General features: G+C 68.1%; 19 protein-coding genes. All 19 read left to right on the top strand.

The features are described 5' to 3' along the window. Positions 1 to 69: 69 nt before the first annotated feature. The 19 genes from BLU02_RS03225 (at position 70) to BLU02_RS03135 (ending at position 22198) form a co-directional block, all read left to right on the top strand. A complete protein-coding gene (locus BLU02_RS03225; RefSeq protein WP_080695013.1) occupies positions 70 to 939 on the top strand; it encodes a helix-turn-helix domain-containing protein in 870 nt (289 codons plus the stop codon). Positions 940 to 1220: 281 nt separating this feature from the next. Next, positions 1221 to 2186, top strand: coding sequence for a bifunctional DNA primase/polymerase (locus BLU02_RS03220; protein ID WP_052001291.1), 966 nt, complete (start codon positions 1221 to 1223; stop codon positions 2184 to 2186). Beyond that, positions 2186 to 2851 (top strand): DUF2637 domain-containing protein, encoded by a 666-nt coding sequence (locus tag BLU02_RS03215; protein WP_052001293.1) that lies wholly within the window; start codon positions 2186 to 2188, stop codon positions 2849 to 2851. Before BLU02_RS03220 ends, BLU02_RS03215 begins: the two co-directional genes overlap by 1 nt. Next, the gene (locus BLU02_RS03210) at positions 2848 to 3309 is read left to right on the top strand and encodes a hypothetical protein (RefSeq protein WP_052001295.1); all 462 of its coding nucleotides are present in this window, start codon (positions 2848 to 2850) and stop codon (positions 3307 to 3309) included. Before BLU02_RS03215 ends, BLU02_RS03210 begins: the two co-directional genes overlap by 4 nt. 92 nt (positions 3310 to 3401) lie before the next feature. Continuing rightward, positions 3402 to 4250 carry a hypothetical protein gene (locus BLU02_RS03205; RefSeq protein WP_036340978.1) on the top strand — a complete coding sequence of 283 codons (849 nt, stop codon included), beginning with the start codon at positions 3402 to 3404 and terminating at the stop codon, positions 4248 to 4250. Then, positions 4247 to 5227, top strand: coding sequence for a ParB N-terminal domain-containing protein (locus BLU02_RS03200; RefSeq protein ID WP_058630943.1), 981 nt, complete (start codon positions 4247 to 4249; stop codon positions 5225 to 5227). The genes BLU02_RS03205 and BLU02_RS03200 overlap by 4 nt, the downstream gene beginning before the upstream one ends. Positions 5228 to 5263: 36 nt before the next feature. After that, a complete protein-coding gene (locus BLU02_RS03195) occupies positions 5264 to 5989 on the top strand; it encodes a hypothetical protein (RefSeq protein ID WP_036340984.1) in 726 nt (241 codons plus the stop codon). Between the two features lie 16 nt (positions 5990 to 6005). Continuing rightward, positions 6006 to 7637, top strand: a complete 1632-nt coding sequence (locus BLU02_RS03190; protein ID WP_231728765.1) for a M23 family metallopeptidase — start codon at positions 6006 to 6008, stop codon at positions 7635 to 7637. Between the two features lie 12 nt (positions 7638 to 7649). Further along, a complete protein-coding gene (locus BLU02_RS03185) occupies positions 7650 to 7916 on the top strand; it encodes a DUF6112 family protein (RefSeq protein ID WP_036340989.1) in 267 nt (88 codons plus the stop codon). A 115-nt stretch (positions 7917 to 8031) separates the two neighbouring features. Then, on the top strand, positions 8032 to 8301 hold the full coding sequence (locus tag BLU02_RS03180) for a DUF6112 family protein (protein ID WP_052001297.1): 270 nt from the start codon (positions 8032 to 8034) through the stop codon (positions 8299 to 8301). 36 nt (positions 8302 to 8337) lie between these two features. Beyond that, positions 8338 to 9741, top strand: coding sequence for a hypothetical protein (locus tag BLU02_RS03175; protein ID WP_058630945.1), 1404 nt, complete (start codon positions 8338 to 8340; stop codon positions 9739 to 9741). Between the two features lie 6 nt (positions 9742 to 9747). Beyond that, a complete protein-coding gene (locus tag BLU02_RS03170) occupies positions 9748 to 11220 on the top strand; it encodes an SCO6880 family protein (RefSeq protein WP_052001299.1) in 1473 nt (490 codons plus the stop codon). A 52-nt stretch (positions 11221 to 11272) separates the two neighbouring features. Beyond that, complete coding sequence (locus tag BLU02_RS03165) at positions 11273 to 12073, top strand: hypothetical protein (protein ID WP_036340994.1); 801 nt, start codon at positions 11273 to 11275, stop codon at positions 12071 to 12073. Beyond that, positions 12070 to 13572: a putative type IV secretion/conjugal transfer ATPase gene (locus tag BLU02_RS03160; protein WP_058630946.1), complete on the top strand. Its 1503-nt coding sequence runs from the start codon at positions 12070 to 12072 to the stop codon at positions 13570 to 13572. The genes BLU02_RS03165 and BLU02_RS03160 overlap by 4 nt, the downstream gene beginning before the upstream one ends. Further along, positions 13569 to 14021 carry a hypothetical protein gene (locus tag BLU02_RS03155; protein ID WP_036341000.1) on the top strand — a complete coding sequence of 151 codons (453 nt, stop codon included), beginning with the start codon at positions 13569 to 13571 and terminating at the stop codon, positions 14019 to 14021. The genes BLU02_RS03160 and BLU02_RS03155 overlap by 4 nt, the downstream gene beginning before the upstream one ends. Positions 14022 to 14101: 80 nt before the next feature. Continuing rightward, complete coding sequence (locus tag BLU02_RS03150; protein ID WP_231919628.1) at positions 14102 to 14572, top strand: hypothetical protein; 471 nt, start codon at positions 14102 to 14104, stop codon at positions 14570 to 14572. Beyond that, entirely contained in the window at positions 14569 to 16359 is a 1791-nt protein-coding gene (locus tag BLU02_RS03145) for a TraM recognition domain-containing protein (protein ID WP_058630947.1), read from the top strand. The genes BLU02_RS03150 and BLU02_RS03145 overlap by 4 nt, the downstream gene beginning before the upstream one ends. A gap of 221 nt (positions 16360 to 16580) precedes the next feature. After that, positions 16581 to 17129 (top strand): hypothetical protein, encoded by a 549-nt coding sequence (locus BLU02_RS03140; protein ID WP_036341009.1) that lies wholly within the window; start codon positions 16581 to 16583, stop codon positions 17127 to 17129. A gap of 59 nt (positions 17130 to 17188) precedes the next feature. Continuing rightward, on the top strand, positions 17189 to 22198 hold the full coding sequence (locus tag BLU02_RS03135) for a helicase-like domain-containing protein (RefSeq protein WP_231919627.1): 5010 nt from the start codon (positions 17189 to 17191) through the stop codon (positions 22196 to 22198). Positions 22199 to 22221 lie beyond the last annotated feature (23 nt).

Raw genomic sequence — 22221 nt, 5'->3', positions numbered from 1 at the left:
CATCTCGAACTCGACAACGGCGCGGATTGGTCGCACTCGCTAGCAGAGAACCGAGATGTTCCCGGAGGGATGACGGCTCTCGAACTTGTCCGGACGCTCGCGTCGAGTCGAGCGCTCTTTCGCCATGCGCAGATCATGAATGTGATGGAAGGCAGTACTCGGATCGAGACTGCCAACGGCGACTATATGCTGAGGGCCGGGATGTCGATCGCCCTAGGGGCAGACAGATGGTGCCGGATCAAGCCACAAGGCCGGGTGCGCATCTGGTCGATCTATGCAGATGAGCAGTTTCTTCGCATGCAGATGTCTTGGTTTCTTCCTCATCGCGAACGTGTTCACAGTGGGCTGCACCCCTGCGAATGGGATGGTACGGCAATAGTGTTGACTCCGGGGACTGCCGCCCTACGCAAGGTCGAGCCGCTGTGGCGTCAGATGAGCATCCTGAATGATGGTACCCATGCGCCAGAAGTAGCTGCGATCCACACCATTGAGCTGTTCGCTCGCTGGGTTTCCGGTGTTCTTCCTGTCTTCCTGGACGCTAGCATGTCACCGCAACCCATTCGCCCGTTGTGGCGGCCGATCGCTGGACGGCTGACCCGGCCACCCTCAGCTGGCCATGTCACCAAAGCGATTGACCTTCTGCGCGCTCGACTGGCGGAACCTTGGACTGTGAACTCTCTGGCAAACGAGGTCGCTGTGTCGCGCACCCATCTCACGCGTCTCTTTACGGCACACGCCGGCGCGCCTCCGATGCGGTTTCTTGCTGAGATTCGATTAACGGAGTTCACACGCTTAATCGAAGAAACAGATGTGCCTATAAGCGCGGCCGCCCGGCAAGTGGGGTGGGTGGATTCTCGCATCGCCTCCGCTCGATTCCGACGTCGATTCGGCGTATCCCCATCCGAGTTTCGGGAGACACCTCACCCGGCCGCGACCTAGGGACGTCCTGCGGGCAGCTCCAGCCGACGCACCTCCGCGCAGCGTGGCGTGATGCGTCATTCGTGCCCCGTCATGCGCGATGTGTACCGCAGTCGTGACAACTGCTGGACAGTCTGCCTCGACGTAGGTAGTCCGGAATAGACACGTCGGGTTCTTCAAGATGCCTGACGGTCACAGTCTCGATTCCTTGTCCGTCTCGTCTTCCTGATCCTCCCGACGCACCTCACGGTCGTAGGGCCACCCAGCGAGGGGTGGTCTCCGGATGGGAGGGAGGTCTGGCGATGGTGAAGGTAGGCGACGCTCGCGGGGCGCACGATCTGATCGAGCGGCGGGCCTCATCGGTCGCTGCGGTCTTCTCCCGGCTCGGCGGGGACGTGCCGCTACCGCTGGTCGCGCACGAGCTAGCCCGACACGGCGTGCCGGTGTTCCCGTGCGCGCCCGGCGGGAAGCGCCCGATTCCCGATCGAGGTTTCCACGAGGCAACCAACGATGTGAGACAGGTGGAGGCGTGGTGGCGGCATCGGCCTCATGCGAATCTCGCCATCCCGACTGGCGCAGCCTCGGGTGTCGTCGTCGTCGACGTCGATGTACACAAGGTCAACGGGTATCCCGCATTCAGACGCGCTACACGCGCCGGGCTGCTGCCGGAGCCGTTGGCGGTCGTTACCACGCCGACCGGCGGCAGGCATCTGTACTACCCAACGGACGCCGAACGTGAGCAGCGATCGTGGCAGGCGGGCCGGGCGGGTATCGACTTTCGGGGCGACGGCGGCTACATCATCGTGCCGCCCTCACAGCGCCCCATCGACGGTCGCCGGGTGCCGTATCGGGTCGAGAGCATGGCGACGCGCCCTGTCGCGCTACTAGACGCGCAGCAGTTGCGTGACTTCCTCGACCCGCGCCCGAAATACGCGCCCGCGCCGGAACCGCCGGGCGGCTGGCCGCTGGACGTTGCCCGGCTCGCCTCGCAGGTAGCTCGCAAACCCGAGGGCGAACGCAACCTCGGGTTGTTCAAGGCCGCGTGCCGCATGGCTGAGCACGGACACTCACCCCGCGACGCGCTCAACGCGCTCGGCCCAGCAGCGGGCCAGTCCGGGCTGGGAGAGCACGAGATCACCCGGACAGTCGGCTCGGCGTATCGCCACGTCAGCACCTACGGGCCGCGCCGTCGCGCCCCGGTACGTCAGACGGGTTCCGGGTTCGCCCACACCGAGCCGCCTGTCTCGGTGAGTGGTCGGAGGCTGTGATGAGCGTGCGGCAACCGGCATGGGGTTGGGCGGTGGTGACCGCCGCGACCGGCACCGTGCTGATCGGTATCGGCGCGTTCTGGCTCTCGTTCATGGCGCTGGCCGATCTCGCGGCCCGGTCGGGTATCGCGCCGGGGCAGGCGTGGATCTGGCCCTTGCTCGTGGACGGCCTGATCGTAGTCTCCACCATCGCGGTTGTCGCACTCGATGGTCGCCGGGGTGCCTGGTATCCGTGGGCGTTGCTGATCTGCGGAGCACTCGTGTCGGTTGCTGCAAACGCGCTGCACGCGATCGTCGCCGCCGACGCCAGCGTGCCCGCCATGCTCGCCGCAACGGTCGCGGCCGTGCCGCCGCTGGTACTGCTCGCCAGCACGCACCTCACCGTCGTCCTCACACGCTCGACCACCGCGCCACCGAGCACGGCGCAGGCACCGCCCGAGCTATCCGCCGCGACCGAACCCATGGCCGCGATCGAGTCCGAAGCAGACCCGGAGGCCGAGCTGGTGCTGGGGCGGCGTGAGCGTGCCACTCGGCTGCGGGAGGCCGGCTGGTCGAACAAGGCCATCGCCGACGAGCTCGGCGTCCATGCCTCGACGGTGGGCCGCTGGTTTACCCCGCCGGTCAAGGAGCCGGAAACCACAACAGAGATGGAGACAACACCATGAACATCGACCCGCGCGAGCAGGCGCATGCCTACGACGACTGGCACGTCGAGGATGTGCCTGAACCGGAGATGCCGGAAGACCGCAGCGAGGTTCGGCAGGTGCCCGAGGCGGTCGCCGCTGCCGACGTGACCAAGCGCAAGGACACCACGGTCGAGACCCCCGCGACTGACGAGATGACCGGTGCAGCTGAGGCGGCAGAGGTCGAGCAGAAACTCGAGGAACACCGGGCGCGCGGTATCGAGTGGGTGCGGCCCACCGATCTCATCGCCCGTAACACGGCGTCGCTGGCCGGGCGGGGCATCGACATGGAAGTCGAGATGTCACGCAAGGCCCGCGAACCACTCGTGGCCGGGCTGCGGAACCTCAGCGACCGGGCCAGGCGGCTGTCGCCGCTGACGGCGTTCGGGCACGGTGCCCGGCACCACGCGCCGACGAGGGCCGCGGTCGGGAAGTCGTGAAGTGGTGAGTAGCGATGATTCGACAGCGAACGCCCGACCGCCCCCGACCTGTTGGGCATGGGAGCGCACCTGGCTGGCAGGAGGTGCCTACCATGACAACTCGCACAACCGAGCACGTACCGGAGGATTTCACTCGCAGCGAGGGCTTGCGTGCCCTGCTGAACCGACTGCACGAGGGCGGCCCTGGCGCTTGGCAGTGCGATCCGGTGGCCGCCGACCTGATGGCCTACGCCGCCGACAAGTACGGGGCGCTGGCCCGCAAGCACGGCCTCGACCCGTGGGAGGCAGCCAGTGCCGCGTTCGATGTGATGCGCACCAAGGCCGCCCGCACCGCGAACGATCCGTGGGGCGTGGTGACCCACGCGGTTCGCATCACCTGCATCGCCGAGGAACGCGGGCAGGGCCTGCTCTGTTCGGTGCATCAAGCCCGGCGTCCGCACATCTCCGCGTTCCACGACGCCGAGCGGCTGTCAGATCGAGAGAACCCGCTCACGGACTACCACACGGCGTTCCACGTTACCGACCCAGACCCGACTGGCACGGACGAACCGGCAAGCACGACGGCGTGCTGCTCGACAGACTCGGCGGTCGAAGACGCCATCGCACTGTTCACGCTGCTGGGCTGGCCCCCGCATGTCGCCCGCGCCGGGGTCGAGCACATCTGCCAGGCGCTTGCCCGGGCGGGCAGCCGCCAGAGCGCCTATGAAGCGCTGCGCCGCGACAAGCACGCCCGCGCCCTGCTCGACGTGAACAGCACCGCGTGGACAGCGCTGCTGAAGGCACTGCTCGGGCACCCCAGCCCGGCCTACGCCGCGACCGCTGCCGGGCGCGGCATCTTGCTCAGGCTGCTGATCGGCGAGAGCCTGCGCGCGCTGCTGCGCGACGACGATCTCGTGCTGATGATCTCGCTCGCGGCCCCAAAACGTGGGGGCCGGTCATGAGCAGGCATACCGGGCACATCGAACTCAACCGCACCGTCGAGTCCATCGTCGTCGGCAACCGTCACCGCACTGACTTGGGTGACCTGACCGCGTTGGCCGAGTCCATCGCCCGCGACGGCCTCCTGCAACCGCTGACGGTCACCATCGACGGGGTGCTGGTGTGCGGTGCGAGGCGGCTGGCCGCAATCAAGATGCTCGGCTGGCGCACGGTGAGCGTGTGGGTGCGCTCGGGCATCTCGGGCAGGCTCGGTCACCTGCTGGCCGAGCAAGACGACAACATGCTCCACAAAGACCTCACCCCGGTCGAGGCGGCTGCGCTCTACCGCGAGCTGAAGACCCTCATGGCCGAGGATGCCGCGCGCAGGCAGGCCGCGACACGGTTCAGCGCGGAGAACCAGCCCGGAAAGGACGGTGCGGGAAAGTTTCCCGCACCGTCCGAACCTGTGGGCCGTGCCAGCGAGCAAGCCGCCGCGATGATTCCCGGCGGCGCGTCGTACAAGACGCTCGACAAGATCGACTACCTGCGGCAAGTCACCGACGACCCCGACCTGCCCGCCACGGTGCGCGGCGACGCCGCTGCCGAACTCGAACGCATCGACGCCGGTGCCCCGGTGCATCCCGGCTTCGAGCGCATCCGCGCCGCCGTCACCGAGACCGCAAGCGAGACCACCGACCTGGAGGCACTCGCACGAGAGGCCGTCGCCCGCGCGCAGGCGGCACAGACCAAGCCTGCGCCGGTCACCTTCGCGGGCGCGGCCGAGCCTGCACGGTGGCCGGTGCGCGCGTTCGTCGCCACCTGGAGCGAGCTTGCCGACTGGTGGACGCACTACGACGCCGAGGTGCTGGCGAACGAACTCAGCGATGAGCAGATCGCCTCGTTCCTGGCGACCGCTGACGGCACCAGCACGTTCGCCGACGACCTGCGCACGGCGCGGCAGGCGTTGAGCAATCCGCGCAGGCACCTCCGGGCGCTCTGACCCTCGTCGGGTGCGCGGACGGCGCACCTGGGGGTCATGAAGACGACTCCCGATGATCCCGCCCGCACCCGCCGCCGACTGATCTCCTTTGTCTGCGCCGGCGTCGCGTTCCTCGTCCTGGCTGCGATCGGCGTCTACGGGCTGGTGACCGGCCCGAACGACGACGGCACCCGACCCGAAGCACCGGCAGCGCCTGCGCCCACCGACCCGACCCGGCCGACTCCGCGCCTGCCCTACATCGCCCCGTCGACCGACCCCGACGAGTTCGCGCGCGAGGCCGCGCACGTGCTGTTCACCTGGGATACCACCAGCGGGTTCCTGCCGCTGGATTACACCGCCGTGCTGCTGGACGTGGGCGACCCGACCGGGAACGAGCAGGCGGGCCTGGCCTCTGACATCGCCTCCTACCTGCCGTCGCGTGACGCCTGGGTCGATCTGCGCCAGTACAGCACGAGCCAGCACCTGACCATCACCGAAGCCTACGTGCCCGAGCAGTGGGCACAAGCGGTCGAACAAGCCCGGCCCGGACAACTCCCGGTCGGGGCGACCGCCATCACGATCGAGGGCACCCGGCACCGCGAGGGCATCTGGAACGACGAACCCGTGACCTCCGAGCACTCGGTGGCGTTCACGATCTTCCTCGCCTGCCCGCCCGACGACCCGCCGACCGGCAGCCAAAGCGAGACCAGCACGCCCGATGCGGGTGTCGTGCCGTCCTGCTACCTGCTGCGCCTGTCGATTCTCGACCAGCCACTGCGCTGAGACGGAGGCCATGACGATGAAGAAAGCAGTCATCGCCCTCGCCCTTCTGCTCCTGCTCGGCCCATTCATGGGCCTGCTGGGTATCGGCGTGCTGATGAACCCCTCCGCGAACGCCGAGTGCACCATCGACGGCTCCGGCATCACCGTAGGGAACATCCCCGACTCGTTGACCGCGACCACCGCGAACGGCGAGACCATCACGCTCAACCGGCAGCAACTCACGCACGCGGCCACCATCATCGAGATCGGTTCCGGCATCGACGGGGTGGGGCGCGACGGCATCCAGATCGCGCTCATGGCCGCACTGACCGAATCCAGCCTGCGGATGCTGTCGAACACCTCCGCCTACCCCGAGAGCGCCGACTACCCGAACGATGGCAATGGCTCAGACCACGACTCACTCGGCCTGTTCCAGATGCGCCCGCAGTCGGGGTGGGGAACGGTCGCCGACCTCATGGACTCCACGTATCAAGCGCGGGCGTTCTACGGCGGGCCGGACGGCCCCAACTACCCGAGTCCGCGTGGCCTGCTCGACATTCCTGGCTGGCAGCAGATGGGCAAGGGCGAGGCGGCACAGGCTGTCGAGGTCTCAGCCCACCCGGACAGGTACAACAACTACGAGCCGGTCGCGGCCACCATCCTCAGTGCCCTCACCGGCTCCGGCGGCCCGACCACCGCGACTGGCCCCTACCTGGTGACGACTAGACAAGTCACGGAGTCTTCGCGCGTGGTGTTCCCGCTGCCCGAGGGCACCTGGGTCGTCACCAGCGAGTTCGGGTATCGCAGCGACCCATTCACCGGCGAGACCTCCTATCACTCCGGTCTCGACCTCGGCGCAGCTGACGGCACCCCCATCCTGGCCGCCGCTGACGGCACAGTGACTGTGGCTGAGTTCTCAGGCGGTTACGGCGGTCTCATCATCATCGAGCACACCATCAGCGGGCAGACCGTCGCCACCGCCTACGCGCATATGTGGCAGCACGGCATCCACGTCTCGGTCGGAGATCACGTGCGCGCGGGCCAGCACATCGGCGATGTCGGGTCGAGTGGACGTAGCACCGGAGCACATCTGCACTTCGAGGTTCGACCCGGCGGCACCAACGGCGAACAGATCGACCCGGCAGCATGGCTGAACCAGCACAACGCCGCCGACCTCCCCGAAGCCTCAGTCGGGCCTCCCCACGGTTGCGCGGGCACCAACGGTATCGCCGGTGACCCGGCTCCATTCGACGGCGACGACCCGAGCCGGATGGTCGATGACCCGACGTCGACCGGGCAGATCACTGCCCGGATGCTGCACCTGTATGAGCAGACTCTCGCCCAGTTCCCCGACACGGGCTGGGGCTGCTACTCGCCCCGGCCCGGCACGCAGTCAGAGCATCCCCTGGGCAGGGCGTGTGATCTGACGTTCGGCAACGCGATCGGCCAGTATCCGGCCAGCGAGCAACTCGACTACGGCTGGCAGGTCACCGAGTGGATGCAGACCCACGCCGAAGCTCTCGGTGTCGAGTACCTGATCTGGCAGGGCAAGATCTGGTCGCTCTCGCGCGACTCCGAGGGCTGGCGTTCCTACAACGGCGGCGGGATGCACGACCCCGACAACGTGACGGGTGGGCACTACGACCACCTGCACGTCACGGTGAAGTAGCGGGGGTGCGTCATGGATGTATTTCCCGACTTCGATGGACTGGCCGGTATCGACGATCTACGGGAGGTCGTCGGGGCGCTGCTGATGTTCGCGCTCGTGATCGCGGTGCTGATGCTGATCGTCTCGGCGATCATCTGGGCGGTCTCATCGAGCACCGGCAACTATGCCGCCGCCGCCAAGGGCCGCGTCGGAGTGCTGGTCTCCCTCGGAGGCGCAGTCCTTGCCGGTGCCGGTGTCGCGTGGATGAACTGGCTGATTGGCATCGGCCAGCAACTCTGACGACTCCGGCTTCTTCTGAGCGCCCGCCCCTCTCTGGGGCGGGCGCTTTCGTGTGCGTGGCAGCGGAGAGCACCTGACGGCAGAACCATCCGTCCTCTCACAAAGGAGAACTGCCGTGATCGACATCGACCCCAACTCCAGTGGCTTGCCGGGTATCGACCAGCTGCGCATCATCGTCGGCGCAGTCATGACCGTGGGCTTGATCCTGTCGGTCCTGGCGTTGATTGTCTCGGCGATCATCTGGGCCTACGGGTCCAACTCTTCCAACCCGCATCTGGCCGGTCGCGGCAAGATCGGCGTCTTGATCTCGTGCGGTGCCGCCGTCGTCTGTGGCGCGTCGGTCACGCTCATCAACTTCTTCTGGGGCGTCGGCCAAGCCGTCTGACCCGCCCATCTACTCCGAACCACTAGGAGGCTCGTGATGGGCGTGTGCGATATCCCCGTCATCTCCACCGTCTGCGACGTCGCCGGTGAAGCCGCAGCGACGCTGATCTCGGCACCATTCGACTGGCTCGCCAGTGCGATGGGCGCGGCAGCCGCCTGGATGTTTGAGGCTGTCTGGACGGTCTTCGACACGACCACGATGGTCGACGTCACCAGCGGCGAGTACTTAGGCGTCTACAACCTGATCTTCGGAATCGCCGTGTTCGTCATGCTGCTGTTCTTCTGTCTACAGCTCATCACGGGCATGATTCGCCGAGAACCCGCCGCCCTCTCCCGAGCGGCCCTCGGGCTGGCCAAGAGCGTCCTCGGCTCCTTCGTGGTGATCACCCTCACGGCCCTACTGCTAGAGATTGTTGACCAACTCTCGGTCGGCATCATCCAAGCCGCTGGCGAAACCACAGCCACGATGGGCGACAAGATCGCGATCCTCGTCGCCGGATTGACCGCGCTGAACGTGGGGGCACCCGGTGTCGGTGCGATCTTGACCATCTTCCTCGCGGCCTTGGCCATCGCAGCCGCTGCGATCGTCTGGCTGAGCCTGCTAGTCCGCAAGGCGCTCCTACTGGTCGCGGTGGTCTTGGCCCCGTTCGCGTTCTCCGGCGCCTCCTGGGATGCCACGCGCGGCTGGATCTCCAAGTGGGCGATGTTCGTCGTCGCGCTCATCCTCTCCAAGCTCGTACTCGTCGTGATTCTGCTGGTCGCAGTGACCCAGGTGTCGGCCCCGATCGACGGCGATTTGTCGAGTATCGCCGACCCCCTCGCCGGGGTCGTGCTGATGGCGCTGGCCGGGTTCGCGCCGTACATGACATACCGCTTCCTGTCGTTCATCGGGTTCGACCTCTACAACTCGATGGGCACCGAGCAGGAAGCCAAGAGCGCGCTCAACCGGCCCATTCCGACGCCGGGCAAGCCACAAGGGGGCGAGCCGAAGAAGGTGCTCGACGAGGGCAGCAAGGGAGGCGGCGACAAGTCCAGCAGCGCAGGTAGCAACGGGGGCGGCGGGGCCGGTGGAGGCCCCAAAGCCAACCCCACGCCTGCCCCGTCCTCGGCAGGCGGCGGAGGAGCCGGTGCGAGCAGTGGTGGTGCAGCTGGTGCAGGCGGCTCCGCCGGAGCCGCAGGTGCCGGTGCCGGTGGAGGCGCGGCGGCGGCAGGGCCGGTCGCCGCCGGAGTCGTGGCGGGTGCCGCCGTGGTCAAAGCCGCCGCCACCGCCGGGCCGAAAGCGGGCCAGGCGCTGGCCGGTCAAGCCGATCAAGCGGCCAGCGGTGCCGAGCAAGCGGGGTCGGCTCCGGTCACCCCGCACGCGCCGCCGCCCTCGCAACCGCTGCCGAAAACCCCGACCAGTTCCGCGCCGCCGCCGAAGCCCAAGCCGACGAAGGAGTGACACGCCATGCCCAGCCCGGAGACGCCCCACGAGCCAGGTGGCGGCGAACTGGTGCCCGTGAAGTTCTCACGCCTCACCAGACGCGGCATCCTGCTCGGCCTGTCGCTGAGCCAGCTGATTACCCTCGGCGTCGGTGGGGCGAGCCTCGTGGCCGCGTTCTACGGCGGCGGCGGCCTCCTGTTCCTCATCACCGCCCCGATCTGGGTACTTGCTGCCGCGATCACCTGGATTCCCGTGGCGGGCCGCCCGCTCGTCGAGTGGCTGCCGGTGGCCTGCTGGTGGCTGTGGCGCAAGACCGGCGGGCAACTGGCCTACCGGCGCAGAATCGTCACCCCGCGCCCTGCGGGAACGCTCGCGCTGCCCGGCGACATGGCCCGGCTGCGCGAGTACACCGACCCCGAGACCGGGGCCGGGATGGTGCACGACCCGACCGCCGGAACCCTCACCGTCGTCACCGTGATCACCCATCCCGCGTTCGTGCTGCTCGACCCCGGCGAGCAGGAACGCCGCGTGACCGCGTGGGGCCGGGTGCTGGCGACCGTGTGCCGCTCCGGGCGCATCGCCACCCTGCAAGTGCTGGAACGCACCCTGCCGGACTCCGGGCAGGGCTTGGCCGAGTGGTGGGCCGCGCACGGCACCGCCGACGGCTCGTGGGCGGCGACGACCTATCAGGAGCTGATCGACCGGGCCGGACCTGCCGGGGAACGTCACGCGACCACGCTCAGCCTGAGCCTGGACATGCGCGCCGCCGCCCGCCAGATTCGCACCGCTGGCGGCGGCATCAAGGGCGCGGCGAACGTACTGCGGCAGGAGATGGGCACCCTGTCGGCAGCGCTGCGCTCGGCAGACCTGACGAGCAAGGGCTGGCTCAGCACCGGGCAGATCGCGGTCATCCTGCGCTCGGCGTATGACCCGGCTATCGCCGCGACGCTGGAACGCCACGGCGACCTCGGACACGACCTCGCCACCGCCGGGCCAGTCGCGGTCACCGAGTCGTGGGGGCATCTGCGCAGCGACTCGGCCTATCACACCGTCGTCTGGATTTCGGAGTGGCCGCGCTCGATGGTGCATCCGGGGTTCCTCTCACCCGTGTTGCTGTCCAGTGGTATCCACCGTGCGTTCTCGCTGATCTGTACCCCGCTGCGCACCGATCAGGCCGCGCGCGACATTCGCCGCAAGAAGACCGAGTACATCAGCGACGCGGCCCAGCGCGCCCGCATCGGGCAGATCGAAGACGCTTCGCAAACCGCTGAATACCACGACGTGCTCCAGCAGGAGGCAGACCTCACCGCCGGGCACGGAGTGCTCCGCTACACGGGTCTGATCTCGGTGTCTGCCGACTCGCTCGAGGAACTGGAAGCGGCAGTCGCTGCGATCGAGCAGGCCGCCATCCAAGCCTCGTGTGAGGCCCGCGTGCTGGTCGGCCAGCAGGCCCAAGCGTTCACCGCCGCCGCGCTGCCGCTGTGCCGCAAGGTCTGAGCCGTCGGGCGCACCTCGAAGCCACCTGCACCTGTTCATCTGGAGGTCCGACATGCCCACGTTCAACGACCCGACCGCTGACGCTGCGGAAGCAAACGCGGCGTTGCGAGGCCTCGCGCACGCCAGCCGACGCATCGACAACCCCGACAAGCTCCACGGCATCGTCGGGGAACTACTGGCCGCGACCCGCTTGCTGGAACAGTCGTTCATCCAGCTCGCCGGAGCAGGTATCACCTACCAAGGCCGGGCCGCTCATGACGACGGTGACCGCGACCTCGGTGCCGCGGATGTCTGGGCCGCTGCCGATGCGCTGCGCCAGGCCGCGCAGCATGTCAGCGCCGCCGAGAGCTGCCTGGATCAGGCGTCCGGGCACCTGGGGCGCATCGCCTGGCAGCCGTCCGAGCGCCAGTGGGTGACCGTGGTGTTCTTGCAGGGCGAGGAAGCCGACCGGGTGCTTGACTTCATCGACCGCGACGGCACCGACGCGGCAATCGAGTATCTGCGAGGCTTGGACTACGGCGACGAGACCAACAATGCCGCGCTGGCAAACGGGCACGTCTACGACGAGCTGCCCGACAGCACAACCGACAAATACGCCAAGACCGCCGGCTACTCCCTCACCTACAACCGGACGCTCGGCAACGTCGCCCTCTACCGTGACTACAACCCGCCAGCCAACGCCACAGCAAACGCCGACGGTTCACAGCGGGTGGAGCCCGCACAGGATGCGGCGAACGTCGAGGCCGCGCGCCGCGCGCTCGATGAGCGCCGCGACCGCGTGCGTGGCGATGGGTCCTGGTTCACCCCCGACCGCATCGCGGACATCAAGCGCGACCGGGGGCTGGAACGATGAGCCACAGCGACGAGGAGAAGCTGCACGCCTCGGTGCTGGTCGCCCCCGCGAAAGAGCGGCGCCGCTACCGCAAGCAGCGGCGCCAAGCCGCGGACCAGCTGCACCGCGAGCAGCGCCAGCAGCGGATAGACGAGGCCAAGGCCCGCGCCGAAGCGGACAAGGCCGAGCGCGCCGCACGCCAGTATCTGCCCGCCGCCGGGGAACCCGGACCCTCGATGCTGCGTACACCGGGCCGCTTCCAGTTGCCCCGACATCAAGACACCTCCGCCACCCTCTCCGGCGCGTACCCGTTCGTCGCCGAGGGCGGCCTCGGCTCGTCCGGTGTCTTCGTCGGTCAAGACTTGTACTCGGGCGGGAGCTTCGTCTACGACCCGTGGGTGCTGTACGCCAACGGCGTCATCACCGCGCCGAACGTCGTGCTGGCCGGAATCGTCGGGTCCGGCAAGTCCTCACTGGCCAAGTCGCTCTACACGCGCAGCCTGCCGTTCGGGCGGCGCGTGTACGTGCCGGGTGACCCGAAAGGGGAACATACCGTCATCGCTGAAGCGGTCGGCGGCAGGGCGATCGCGCTCGGCCACGGCATGGCCAACAGGCTCAACCCTCTGGACGAGGGGTATCGGCCCTCCCACTTCACCGATGCGGAGTGGGAGAGCACCGTGGCAGCGCGCCGCCGCGACCTCATCGGCGCGCTGGCCGAGGTCGTCCTCAACCGAGGCCTCACGCCGCTGGAGCACACCGCAATCGACACGGCGCTGATCGCGACCGTGCGAGAGAACACCGTGCCGATTCTGCCGATGGTCGTAGACCGTATCCTCGCCCCGTCCGACGACGCCGACGGGCGACTGACCGAGGACGGCCGCATCGTCGGCCACGCCTTGCGGCGTTTGGTCGCAGGCGACTTGGCGGGATTGTTCGACGGCCCCTCGACGGTGCAGTTCGACCCGACGCTGCCGATGATGAGCCTCGACCTGTCGCGGGTGACGGAGAACAGCACGCTCATCAGCGCGCTAATGACGTGCTGTTCGGCGTGGATGGAGTCGGCGCTGCTCGACCCGGCAGGCGGGCAACGGTGGGTGATCTATGACGAGGCGTGGCGGCTGATGTCTCAGCCGTCGTTGCTGAGACGGATGGACGCGCACTGGCGGCTCGCCCGGCACTACGGCATCGCCAATGCCTTGATCTTCCACAAGCTGACCGATCTGGAGAACGTCGGTGACTCCGGCAGCGCCATGCGTTCGCTCGCCAACAGCCTGCTGGCGAACGCCGAGACGCGGGTGATCTACCGGCAGGAATCCGACCAGCTGGGCGTCACCGCCAAGGCCCTCGGCCTGACGACCACCGAGCGTAAGCTGCTGCCCTCACTCGGCGTCGGGCAGGGCCTGTGGCGCATCAAAGAACGCAGCTTCGTCGTCCAACAGCAGTTGCACCCTGCTGAGCTCGCGCTCTTCGACACGAGTGCCCGGGCATCGGGGCGCTCTCCGGGCGGGAGCGTGCGATGAGCCAGAGCGAACCTGATCGGGAGCGCCTCACGCTGACGATGACGGCGCTCGACGACGGCCTGAACCGGATCGCTCGGAAGCACGAGGGCGCGGTGCAGTTCTTCTACGAAGATCCCGAGACGTTCGGCGCCGGGCACTTCGTGTTCTACCCGGAGAACGACACCCGCTCACGGTTTGCGATCGAAGAGCAGTACACCGGCACCGACTGGTCAGACGACGAGCGGCTGCCGACGTCGTGGACGTGGACAGCGGAACGTCGCGTGCGCCACTCGGACGGCACGCACATGTGGGGCGTCGAGCGCACCGGCGAAGCGCGTGCGGAGGACTTCTGGCAGGTGCTCGTCGAGGCCGAGAACTGGGCGCGGCGCATACAGAACCGCACCACTCAGGCCGCACAGTTCGGCATCGGTCACCGCCGAAGGAACGAACCGCCCGCGCCGAGGCTCTAGCCGCTCGCCGGGAGGCGTCAGGCGCACCTGACGGCATGAGAAAACCACTTGCCCATGCCGCTGCTCCCGCGCCGGTCTCGATGCCGCTGATCCGCCTCGCCGTGCACGACGACGGCACGATGAGCGCCACCGTCGACGGGGAACCCCTCGCCCCGCCGGTCGCCGAGGGCGCATGGCGGCGCGGCTCGTTCGCGCGGATTGTCGATCAGGTCACCGCCGAGCGGATGATTCCGGCACGAGTCGAGGTCACCGAGGCCGATGGCTCGACGTTCACCGACATCATCACCGCCACCGCCCGCAAGAACACCCCCGCTCCGGCCCCGCCGGAACCCGAACCTGCGGATGCGCCCCGGCTGCTGGAAGTGACCGGGGATGGTTTCGTGCCCGGTGAGGACATTGCGGTGTGCCACATCATCAGGCACACCGACGCCGCCCCGACTGGCACCGCCCGCGCGCTCATCGACCTGGCCTGTGACCACGTCGACCCCGGCGACGAGGTTGTGCTCGTGGGCAGGGTCTCGGGCACGTTCGTCGTGCGGAGCCTGTCATGAGTGCCCCGGCACCGGGCAGGCAGACCGGCTCCTTCGGTGACGAGCTGACCAACGCCGCCATGATCGGACTGATCGGGGTGTTCGCGCTCACGCTGCTGCTGCGCGGTGCCGGGTCGGTCGCGGCGTTCCTCACCGGCACCGCTCAACCCCTGGCCGGCCCCGCCGCCGGGGTCGGGGTGCTGTTCAACCCCGGCGACCCGGCGACCGCGCTGGAGGCCGATGGCCTCAGTGTCGTCGCCTATTGGATCGTCGCGGTCGTGCTGCTGGGGCTGCTGGCGGCGGCGATCACCTGGGCGTGGACACTCCTGCGCCGCCAGTCGCGCAAGAGTGCGCAAGACCCTCATCGACTTCCCGGCACGGCAACGAAACATGACGTGGCTCAGGCCGCCTCCGCCAAGGCGCTGCTATCTCGGGCAGGGAATCTCCGGCCCTCTCTGGAGCGTCCCGCGCCGTCCGATGTGGGCTATCGGATCGGCACCTCGCATGGGCTTGACGTGTGGGCCAGCGTGGAGGACTCTCTGCTGGTCATCGGCCCGCCTCGAAGCGGCAAATCCCTCCAGATCGTCGTGCCGACGATCCTGGATGCGCCCGGCGGAGTGGTCGCCACCTCGACCCGCCCGGACAACCTCACCGCGAGCCTGCGCGCGCGCCAACGCATCGGCCCGACCGCCGTGTTCGACCCGCAGCACCTGGCCGAGGGCATCCCGGCCGGGCTGCGCTGGTCACCGATCAGGGGCTGCGAAGACCCGCTGACGGCGATGATCCGCGCAACCGGCCTCGCCTCGGCCACCGGCCTAAGTTCGGGCGGCGTGGAGGGCGGCGGGTTCTGGGAGGGCAAGACCCGCTCCGCGCTGCAGGCGCTCTTGCACGCGGCCGCGATCGACCACAGGCCACCGTCGGAATTGTTCCGGTGGACGCTCGACCCCACAGCCGCCGCCGATGCGGTGGCGATCTTGACGAACAGCCCACTCGCGGCGGGCGGCTGGGCCGAGTCGCTGGAGGCGATGATCGACGCCGACCCGAGGACGCGCGACTCCATCTGGCAGGGCGTGTCACTGTCGCTGAGCGCCCTGGCCGACCCGCGCGTGCTCGATGCGGTCTCACCTGGCGCGGGCGAAGACTTCGACCCGGAGAAGTTCATCCTCTCGCGCGGCACCCTCTACCTGCTCGCCACCGGCGCGGGCGCGGGCGCGAGTGCCGCGCTCGTGGCGGCGTTCGTGGAAGACCTCGTCGAGGCAGCCCGCCGCGTAGCGGCACGCTCACCTGGCGCACGCCTCGACCCGCCCCTGCTGCTGGCCTTGGACGAGATCGCCAACCTCAGCCCGCTTCCCAGCCTGCCGACACTCATGTCGGAGGGAGGCGGAACGGGAATCACCGCCATGCCCGTGCTCCAAAGCCTCGCCCAAGCGCGGGATCGCTGGAGCGAGAACCAGGCCAACGCGACCTGGGATGCCGCGATCACCAAGATCGTCCTCGGCGGCGCATCCAACAGCCGTGATCTGCAAGACCTCTCCTCACTGATCGGGGAACGCGACGAGTTCACCGACAGTGTGACCTTGGGCGACCACGGCACCCGGTCCAATCAACGCTCGGTCAGACGCATCGCGATCATGCCGCCCGAGCGAATCCGCACCCTCCCGTTCGGCACCGCGGTCACGCTGCTGCGCTCGGCCCCGCCGATCATCACCGATCTGCGGGCCTGGACGAAGCGAGACGACGGCGAGCGACTGAAAGCCGATCGGATCGAGATCGAGGCGTTGCTGGAACGAGGCGCGAATGGCCCCTGAGCTGCACCTCATTCACCGACCGCTGAACCGTGGCCGCGAGCTGCGATCGGTGGTCGCAGCAACGACGGCAGAGGCGTGGAGGTGATGGCCAATGGCCCGCAGGAGCCGGAAAGCGCCGCCCGGTCAGCTCGAGTTCGACCTGTGGGGGCTGGCCGAGCAGACCGCCGACGAGCAGATCAACGAAGCAGCCGAAACCGCGACCGGACTGGAGGGATCGACACATGAACAAGTACGGAGCGCAGGCGATGGCGCACTGGAAGACCCACGCACCCCAGCGGTTCCAGAACCTCGACGACCCGACCCGGTTCTTCACCGATCTGGGCCAGGAGGCGCAGGGCCAGATCAGCGAACTGGCGCGACAGATCGAGACAACACCGGCGTCGGTGCTGGCGAAGACGGCCTCTTCGGAGCAGACTTACTTGCAGGACGTGGCACGCCGGATGACGGCGCTACGGATAGCGGAGGAGGTCGTGATGCAGCAACTCGCCTGGGTCAGCGACCCGAGCCTGCCGCTGGACGAGGCCCGCGAGGAGTGGGAGCAGACCCGGCCGTCGGACGAGAATCTGGTGACCTGGGCCGAGCGGATGCAAGACGCCCCCGACCTGATGCCCTCGACGGTCGACCTGGAGCAGAAAGCCAAAGACTGGGCCGTGCCGACTTGGTTCTTGGAGGGTCTGGTCGAAGCGGAGATCCCGAGGCAGTACCTGGAAGAACACCAGAGCCTGCTGGCCGAAGCGGCGACGATCCGCTTCCTGCGCGAAGTCCGCTAACCTCCACCGCCGACGAGACCGCCACCGACTCGGAGCCTGCCGCGACGGTGGGGCGGTTCGTGCCCGCCACGCACGACGACCTCGCTCCCTCGGGCGCGAAAGCCCGCTTTCGCGCGAACATCGCGGCGATCGAAACCGCCCGGCTGCTGGTCGAGCAGGAACGCCCGGCGACCGCTGATGAGCAGCAGACGCTCGCGCGCTGGTCGAGCTGGGGCGCGGTGCCCGATGTGTTCGACGAGTCCAGGCAGGACTGGACAACCGAGCGTGAGCAGCTGCGGAGCCTGCTGACCCCGGACGAGTGGGATGCCGCCGCACGCACGACGATCAACGCGCACTACACCGACCCGTTGATCGTGCGGCAGATGTGGCGGACCATGACCGCGCTCGGCTTCGACGGCGGCAGGGTGCTGGAACCCGGCTCCGGGCTGGGCACGTTCCTCGGCATGGCCCCCGAGACCGCGCGCATGACCGGGGTGGAACTCGACCCGGTGACCGCGGCGATCAGCCGCGCCCTGTATCCGCACGCCGAGGTACGGACTGAGTCGTTCGCCGACACCCGGCTGCCCGAAGCCTCGTTCGATGCGGCGATCGGGAACGTGCCGTTCTCAGACGTGACCTTGCACGACCCGGTGCACAATCCGACGCGGCTGTCGATGCACAACCATTTCATCCTCAAGAGCCTGCGGCTCACCCGGCCCGGCGGGATGGTCGCGGTGCTCACGTCGCAGTACACGATGGACGCGCAGAACCCCGGCGCGCGCCGCGAGATGGCGATGCTCGCTGACCTCGTGGGCGCGATCAGGCTCCCCGCCGGGGCACATCGGCGCACGGCGGGAACCGACGTGGTGACCGATCTGCTCATCCTGCACCGCCGCGAGGACGGGCAACCCCCGGCAGATGACCTGTGGGAAACGGTCACCCCGATCAGCCTGGACGGACAGCGCGCGAAGATCAACGCCTACTTCGATCACCACCCCGAGCATGTGCTCGGCACCCTGAGCATCCGGCAGGGCATGTACGGCACCCCGACGCTCACCGTCGATGGCGACCTCGACCGCCTGGAGGCCGACCTGGCCGATGTGCTCGACCAGATCACGTTCACAGCCCGCCGCACCGGAAGGGTCTTCACTGCGCCCACGGCGGAGTATCAGGCACGGCAGGCCGCGCGTGTGCCGTCGCCGCCGCAGTTGTGGGATGGCAGCATCGTCGCCACCGACACCGGGTTCGGCACCGTCGTCCAAGGCTCCGTCGAACCGTTGGACGTGCCGAAATCGGCGGGGCCGGAGCTGCGCGCCCTGCTGGGGTTGCGCGACGGCGCGCACCGGCTGCTCGAACTGGAGGCCGCGACCGTCGATGACACCGACGAGATCAACCAGGCGCGCGAGGGCCTGTACCGCGACTACCGGAAGTATGCTGGCAGGTACGGGCCGCTGAACCGGTACACGCTGCGCCGCACCGGCCGCACCAACGAGGCCGGGGAAGACACCTACGCCCGCACGGTGCCGACCCCGATCCGGCTGCTGCGCTCCGACCCGTTCGGGGCGCTCGTGCTCGCCTTGGAGCAGTTTGACGACACCGACCAGACCGCGACCCCGGCGGCGATCATGACACGCCGCGTCGTCTCCCCGCGCACCGAACCCCAAGGCGTTGACACCCCGGCCGATGCGATAGCGGTCAGCCTCGACCGCACCGGCAGGATCGACCTGCCGCTGATCGCCGACATGCTCGGCATGGACGAAACCGAAGCCCGCGCCTCGCTTACCGGGCTGGTGTTCACCGACCCGATCACCGACGAGCTCATCCACGCCCCCGCGTATCTCTCCGGCGACGTGCGCATGAAGCTGGAGCACGCCACCGAGCGCGCCGCCGACGACCCGGCGTTCCAGGCTAATGTCGACGCGCTCACCGAGGTCGTACCCGAAGCACTCGGCGTAGAAGAGATCAGCGCCCGCATGGGCGCGGTGTGGATTAGCGCCGACGTGCACGCGCAGTTCTTGAACGAGCTGCTGCGCACCCGCGACGTGAACGTGGAGAACCCGCTGCCAGGCATGTGGGAAGTGCGGGGAGGACGCCAAGGGCTGCTGGCCACCAACGAGTGGGGCACCGAGCGTCGCCCGGCCCCCGATATCGCCCAGGCGATCATGGAGCAGAAGACCCTGCTCGTCTACGACGAGATCGAGAACGTCGACGGCAAGAAGCGCCGCGTGCTCAACCCGCTGGAGACCACCGCCGCGCAGGAGAAAGCCGACGCCCTGCAAGAGCGGTTCGCCGAGTGGGTGTTTGAAGACCCGGAGCGTGCCCGCACGCTCGTGGCCGAGTACAACCGGCGCTTCAACTCCATCGTCTTGCGCGACTACACCGACGCGGGCGAGTACCTGAGCCTGCCGGGGCTGGCGGAGAACTTCACCCCGCGCCCGCACCAGCGCTCCGCCGTCGCCCGCATGATCGCCGAACCGGCTGCCGGGTTGTTCCACGAGGTCGGGGCGGGCAAGACAGCGGAAATGATCATGGGCGTGATGGAGATGCGCCGCATGGGGCTGATCGACAAGCCCGTGCTCGTAATTCCGAATCACATGCTGGAACAGTTCTCCCGCGAGTGGCTGCAAATCTATCCGCAGGCCCGGATTCTCGCCGCGTCCAGCAAAGACCTCACCGCCGACAAGCGCCGCCTGTTCGTCGCACGGACCTCGGCGAACGAGTGGGATGGCGTGCTCATGACGCAGGGCGCGTTCGAGAAGATTCCACTGCGCACCGAGACCCAGCAGGCGTACATCCAAGCCCAGGTCGACGACATGCGGGAAGTGCTCGCCACCGCGACGGGCGAGAACGCGATGAGCGTCAAACGCATCCAGCGCAAGCTGCTCCAGCTGGAGAACAAGGTCAAAGCCCGCATCGACACCAGCCGAGATGCCGGGGTGTGCTTCGAGGACACCGGCATCGACTACGTGGTCGTGGACGAGATGCACATGTACAAGAACCTCGCCACCGACTCGAACATCCAAGACGCCGCGATCGAGGGTTCCAACCGTGCCTCCGATCTGCACATGAAGCTCGAATACCTGCGCTCCGAAGGCCGCGAACGGGTGGTCACCGGGGCGACCGCGACGCCGATCTCGAACAGCGTGACCGAGGCGTTCGTGATGCAGAAGTACCTGCGCCCGGACTTGCTCGACGCCGCCGGTATCGGCGCGTTCGATGCGTGGGCGGCGACGTTCGGGCAGACGGTCACGCAGATGGAGATGGCCCCGACCGGCAACAACACGTTCCGCATGAAGACGCGGTTCGCCAAGTTCCAGAACGTGCCCGAGATGCTGAAACTCTGGTCGATCTTCGCGGATGTGAAGACCGCCGAGGATCTGCAACTGCCCACCCCCGAGATCGCCGAGCGCGAGGATGGTAGGCGGGCACCGGCGACGGTCGCGATCCAGCCCACGGTCGAGCTGGAGCAGTTCATCGAGACCCTCGGCAAGCGTGCCGAGAAGGTCGCAGCCCGGGCGGTGTCGCCCAGCGAAGACAACATGCTCACCATCTCGACCGATGGGCGCAAGGCCGCCCTCGATATCCGCATGATCGCATCCACCGACCCGTCTGGGCCGACCAAGGTGGACCTGGCTGCCGACAGCATCCACCGGGTCTGGGAGCAGACGAAAGACAACATCTACCTCGACCCGATCACCGGGCAGGAGTCGCCCGTGCGGGGTGCGTTGCAGCTGGTGTTCTCCGACATCGGCACCCCGAACCCAACCCAGTGGAACGCCTACGACGAACTGCGGGCGCAGCTTGTCGTGCGCGGGATGCCGCCCGAGTCCATCCGGTACATGCACGAAGCCAAGACCGACGTGGACAAAGCCAGGTTGTTCGCTGCCGCGCGTGCCGGGCACGTCGCGGTGCTGATGGGTTCCACACAGAAAATGGGCGTCGGCACCAACGTCCAGAACCGGGCCGTCGCGCTGTATCACCTGGACTGCCCGTGGCGACCCAGCGACATCGCCCAGCGCGAGGGCCGCATCCTGCGCCAAGGCAACCAAAACCCCGAGATCGGCATCGTCCGGTTCGTCACCGAACGGTCATTCGACTCCTACATGTGGCAAGGGGTCGAGCGGAAGGCGACCTTCATCGCGCAGCTCATGCGTGGAAACCTCGACTCCCGCGAGATCGAGGAGATTGACTCATCCGCCCTATCCGCCGCCGAAGCCAAGGCCATCTCCTCGGGGAACCCGCTTCTGCTGGAGCACTCCACGGTGCATACCGAAGTACAACGGCTCCGCCGTCTCGAACGCGCCTATCACCGCAACGAGTCGATGCTCGTCCACGCCCGCGACCGCGCCAGTGACCATGCACGGAGTGCCGCAGCCGACATCGAAGCCCTCGAAGCGGTGCTGCCGCGCGTGACCGACACTTCCGGTGACAGGTTCCGCATCGAGCTACGCGACAACACCTACACCTCCCGGGCCGATGCTGCACACGCGCTCGCAACTTGGGCGCACGACTCCGACCTGAAGTGGGCACCGCGCTACGCCTCCCGCGACCACGGCGTCATCGGCCAGATCAGCGGCTTTGACGTGATCGTCTCGACCAGCCCGGCACTCGGGGCCGACCCCGTGGTGAACATTCGGCTCGACGGGGTGCCGCGTAGCGGGTTCATCATGACCCGCCAGTCGTTCCTCGACGGCGGCGTCGGACTCATCCAGCGCATCGAGAACCGCGCATCCGGCATCCCCTCCCTCCTCGAGCAAGCCCGCAGCGACCTCGCCAGCGCCGAGACCGAACGCGACGATGCCGAGCAGCGCATCGGCCAGCCGTTCCGCCACGCCCAGGCCCTTGCCGACGCGGAGAAAGACCTCGCCAGAATCGAGACCCAGCTGGCCGCGATGCAAGAAGACATCGACCACGCAGCACAACCCGAACCCGCGCCGGGGAACCCACCGAATGGGCTGAACGTCGAGACCGTGCGAGCACACCGGCCCGCGCTCGGTGTCCGCCCGAACCCCGAACGCACCCCGGTATCCAGCAGAGCTGGTTCGTCGGCGCAGTCGTGGGCGCGGGAGACGCCCGCGCGAGGGTTCTAAGGCTCGCGGGCCGCTTCGTGCAC

It is taken from the genome of Microbacterium paraoxydans (assembly GCF_900105335.1).
GTDB lineage: Bacteria > Actinomycetota > Actinomycetes > Actinomycetales > Microbacteriaceae > Microbacterium > Microbacterium paraoxydans.
The sequence above is the reverse complement of the archived record's forward strand: the minus strand, read 5'-3'. Positions and strand labels throughout refer to the sequence as shown.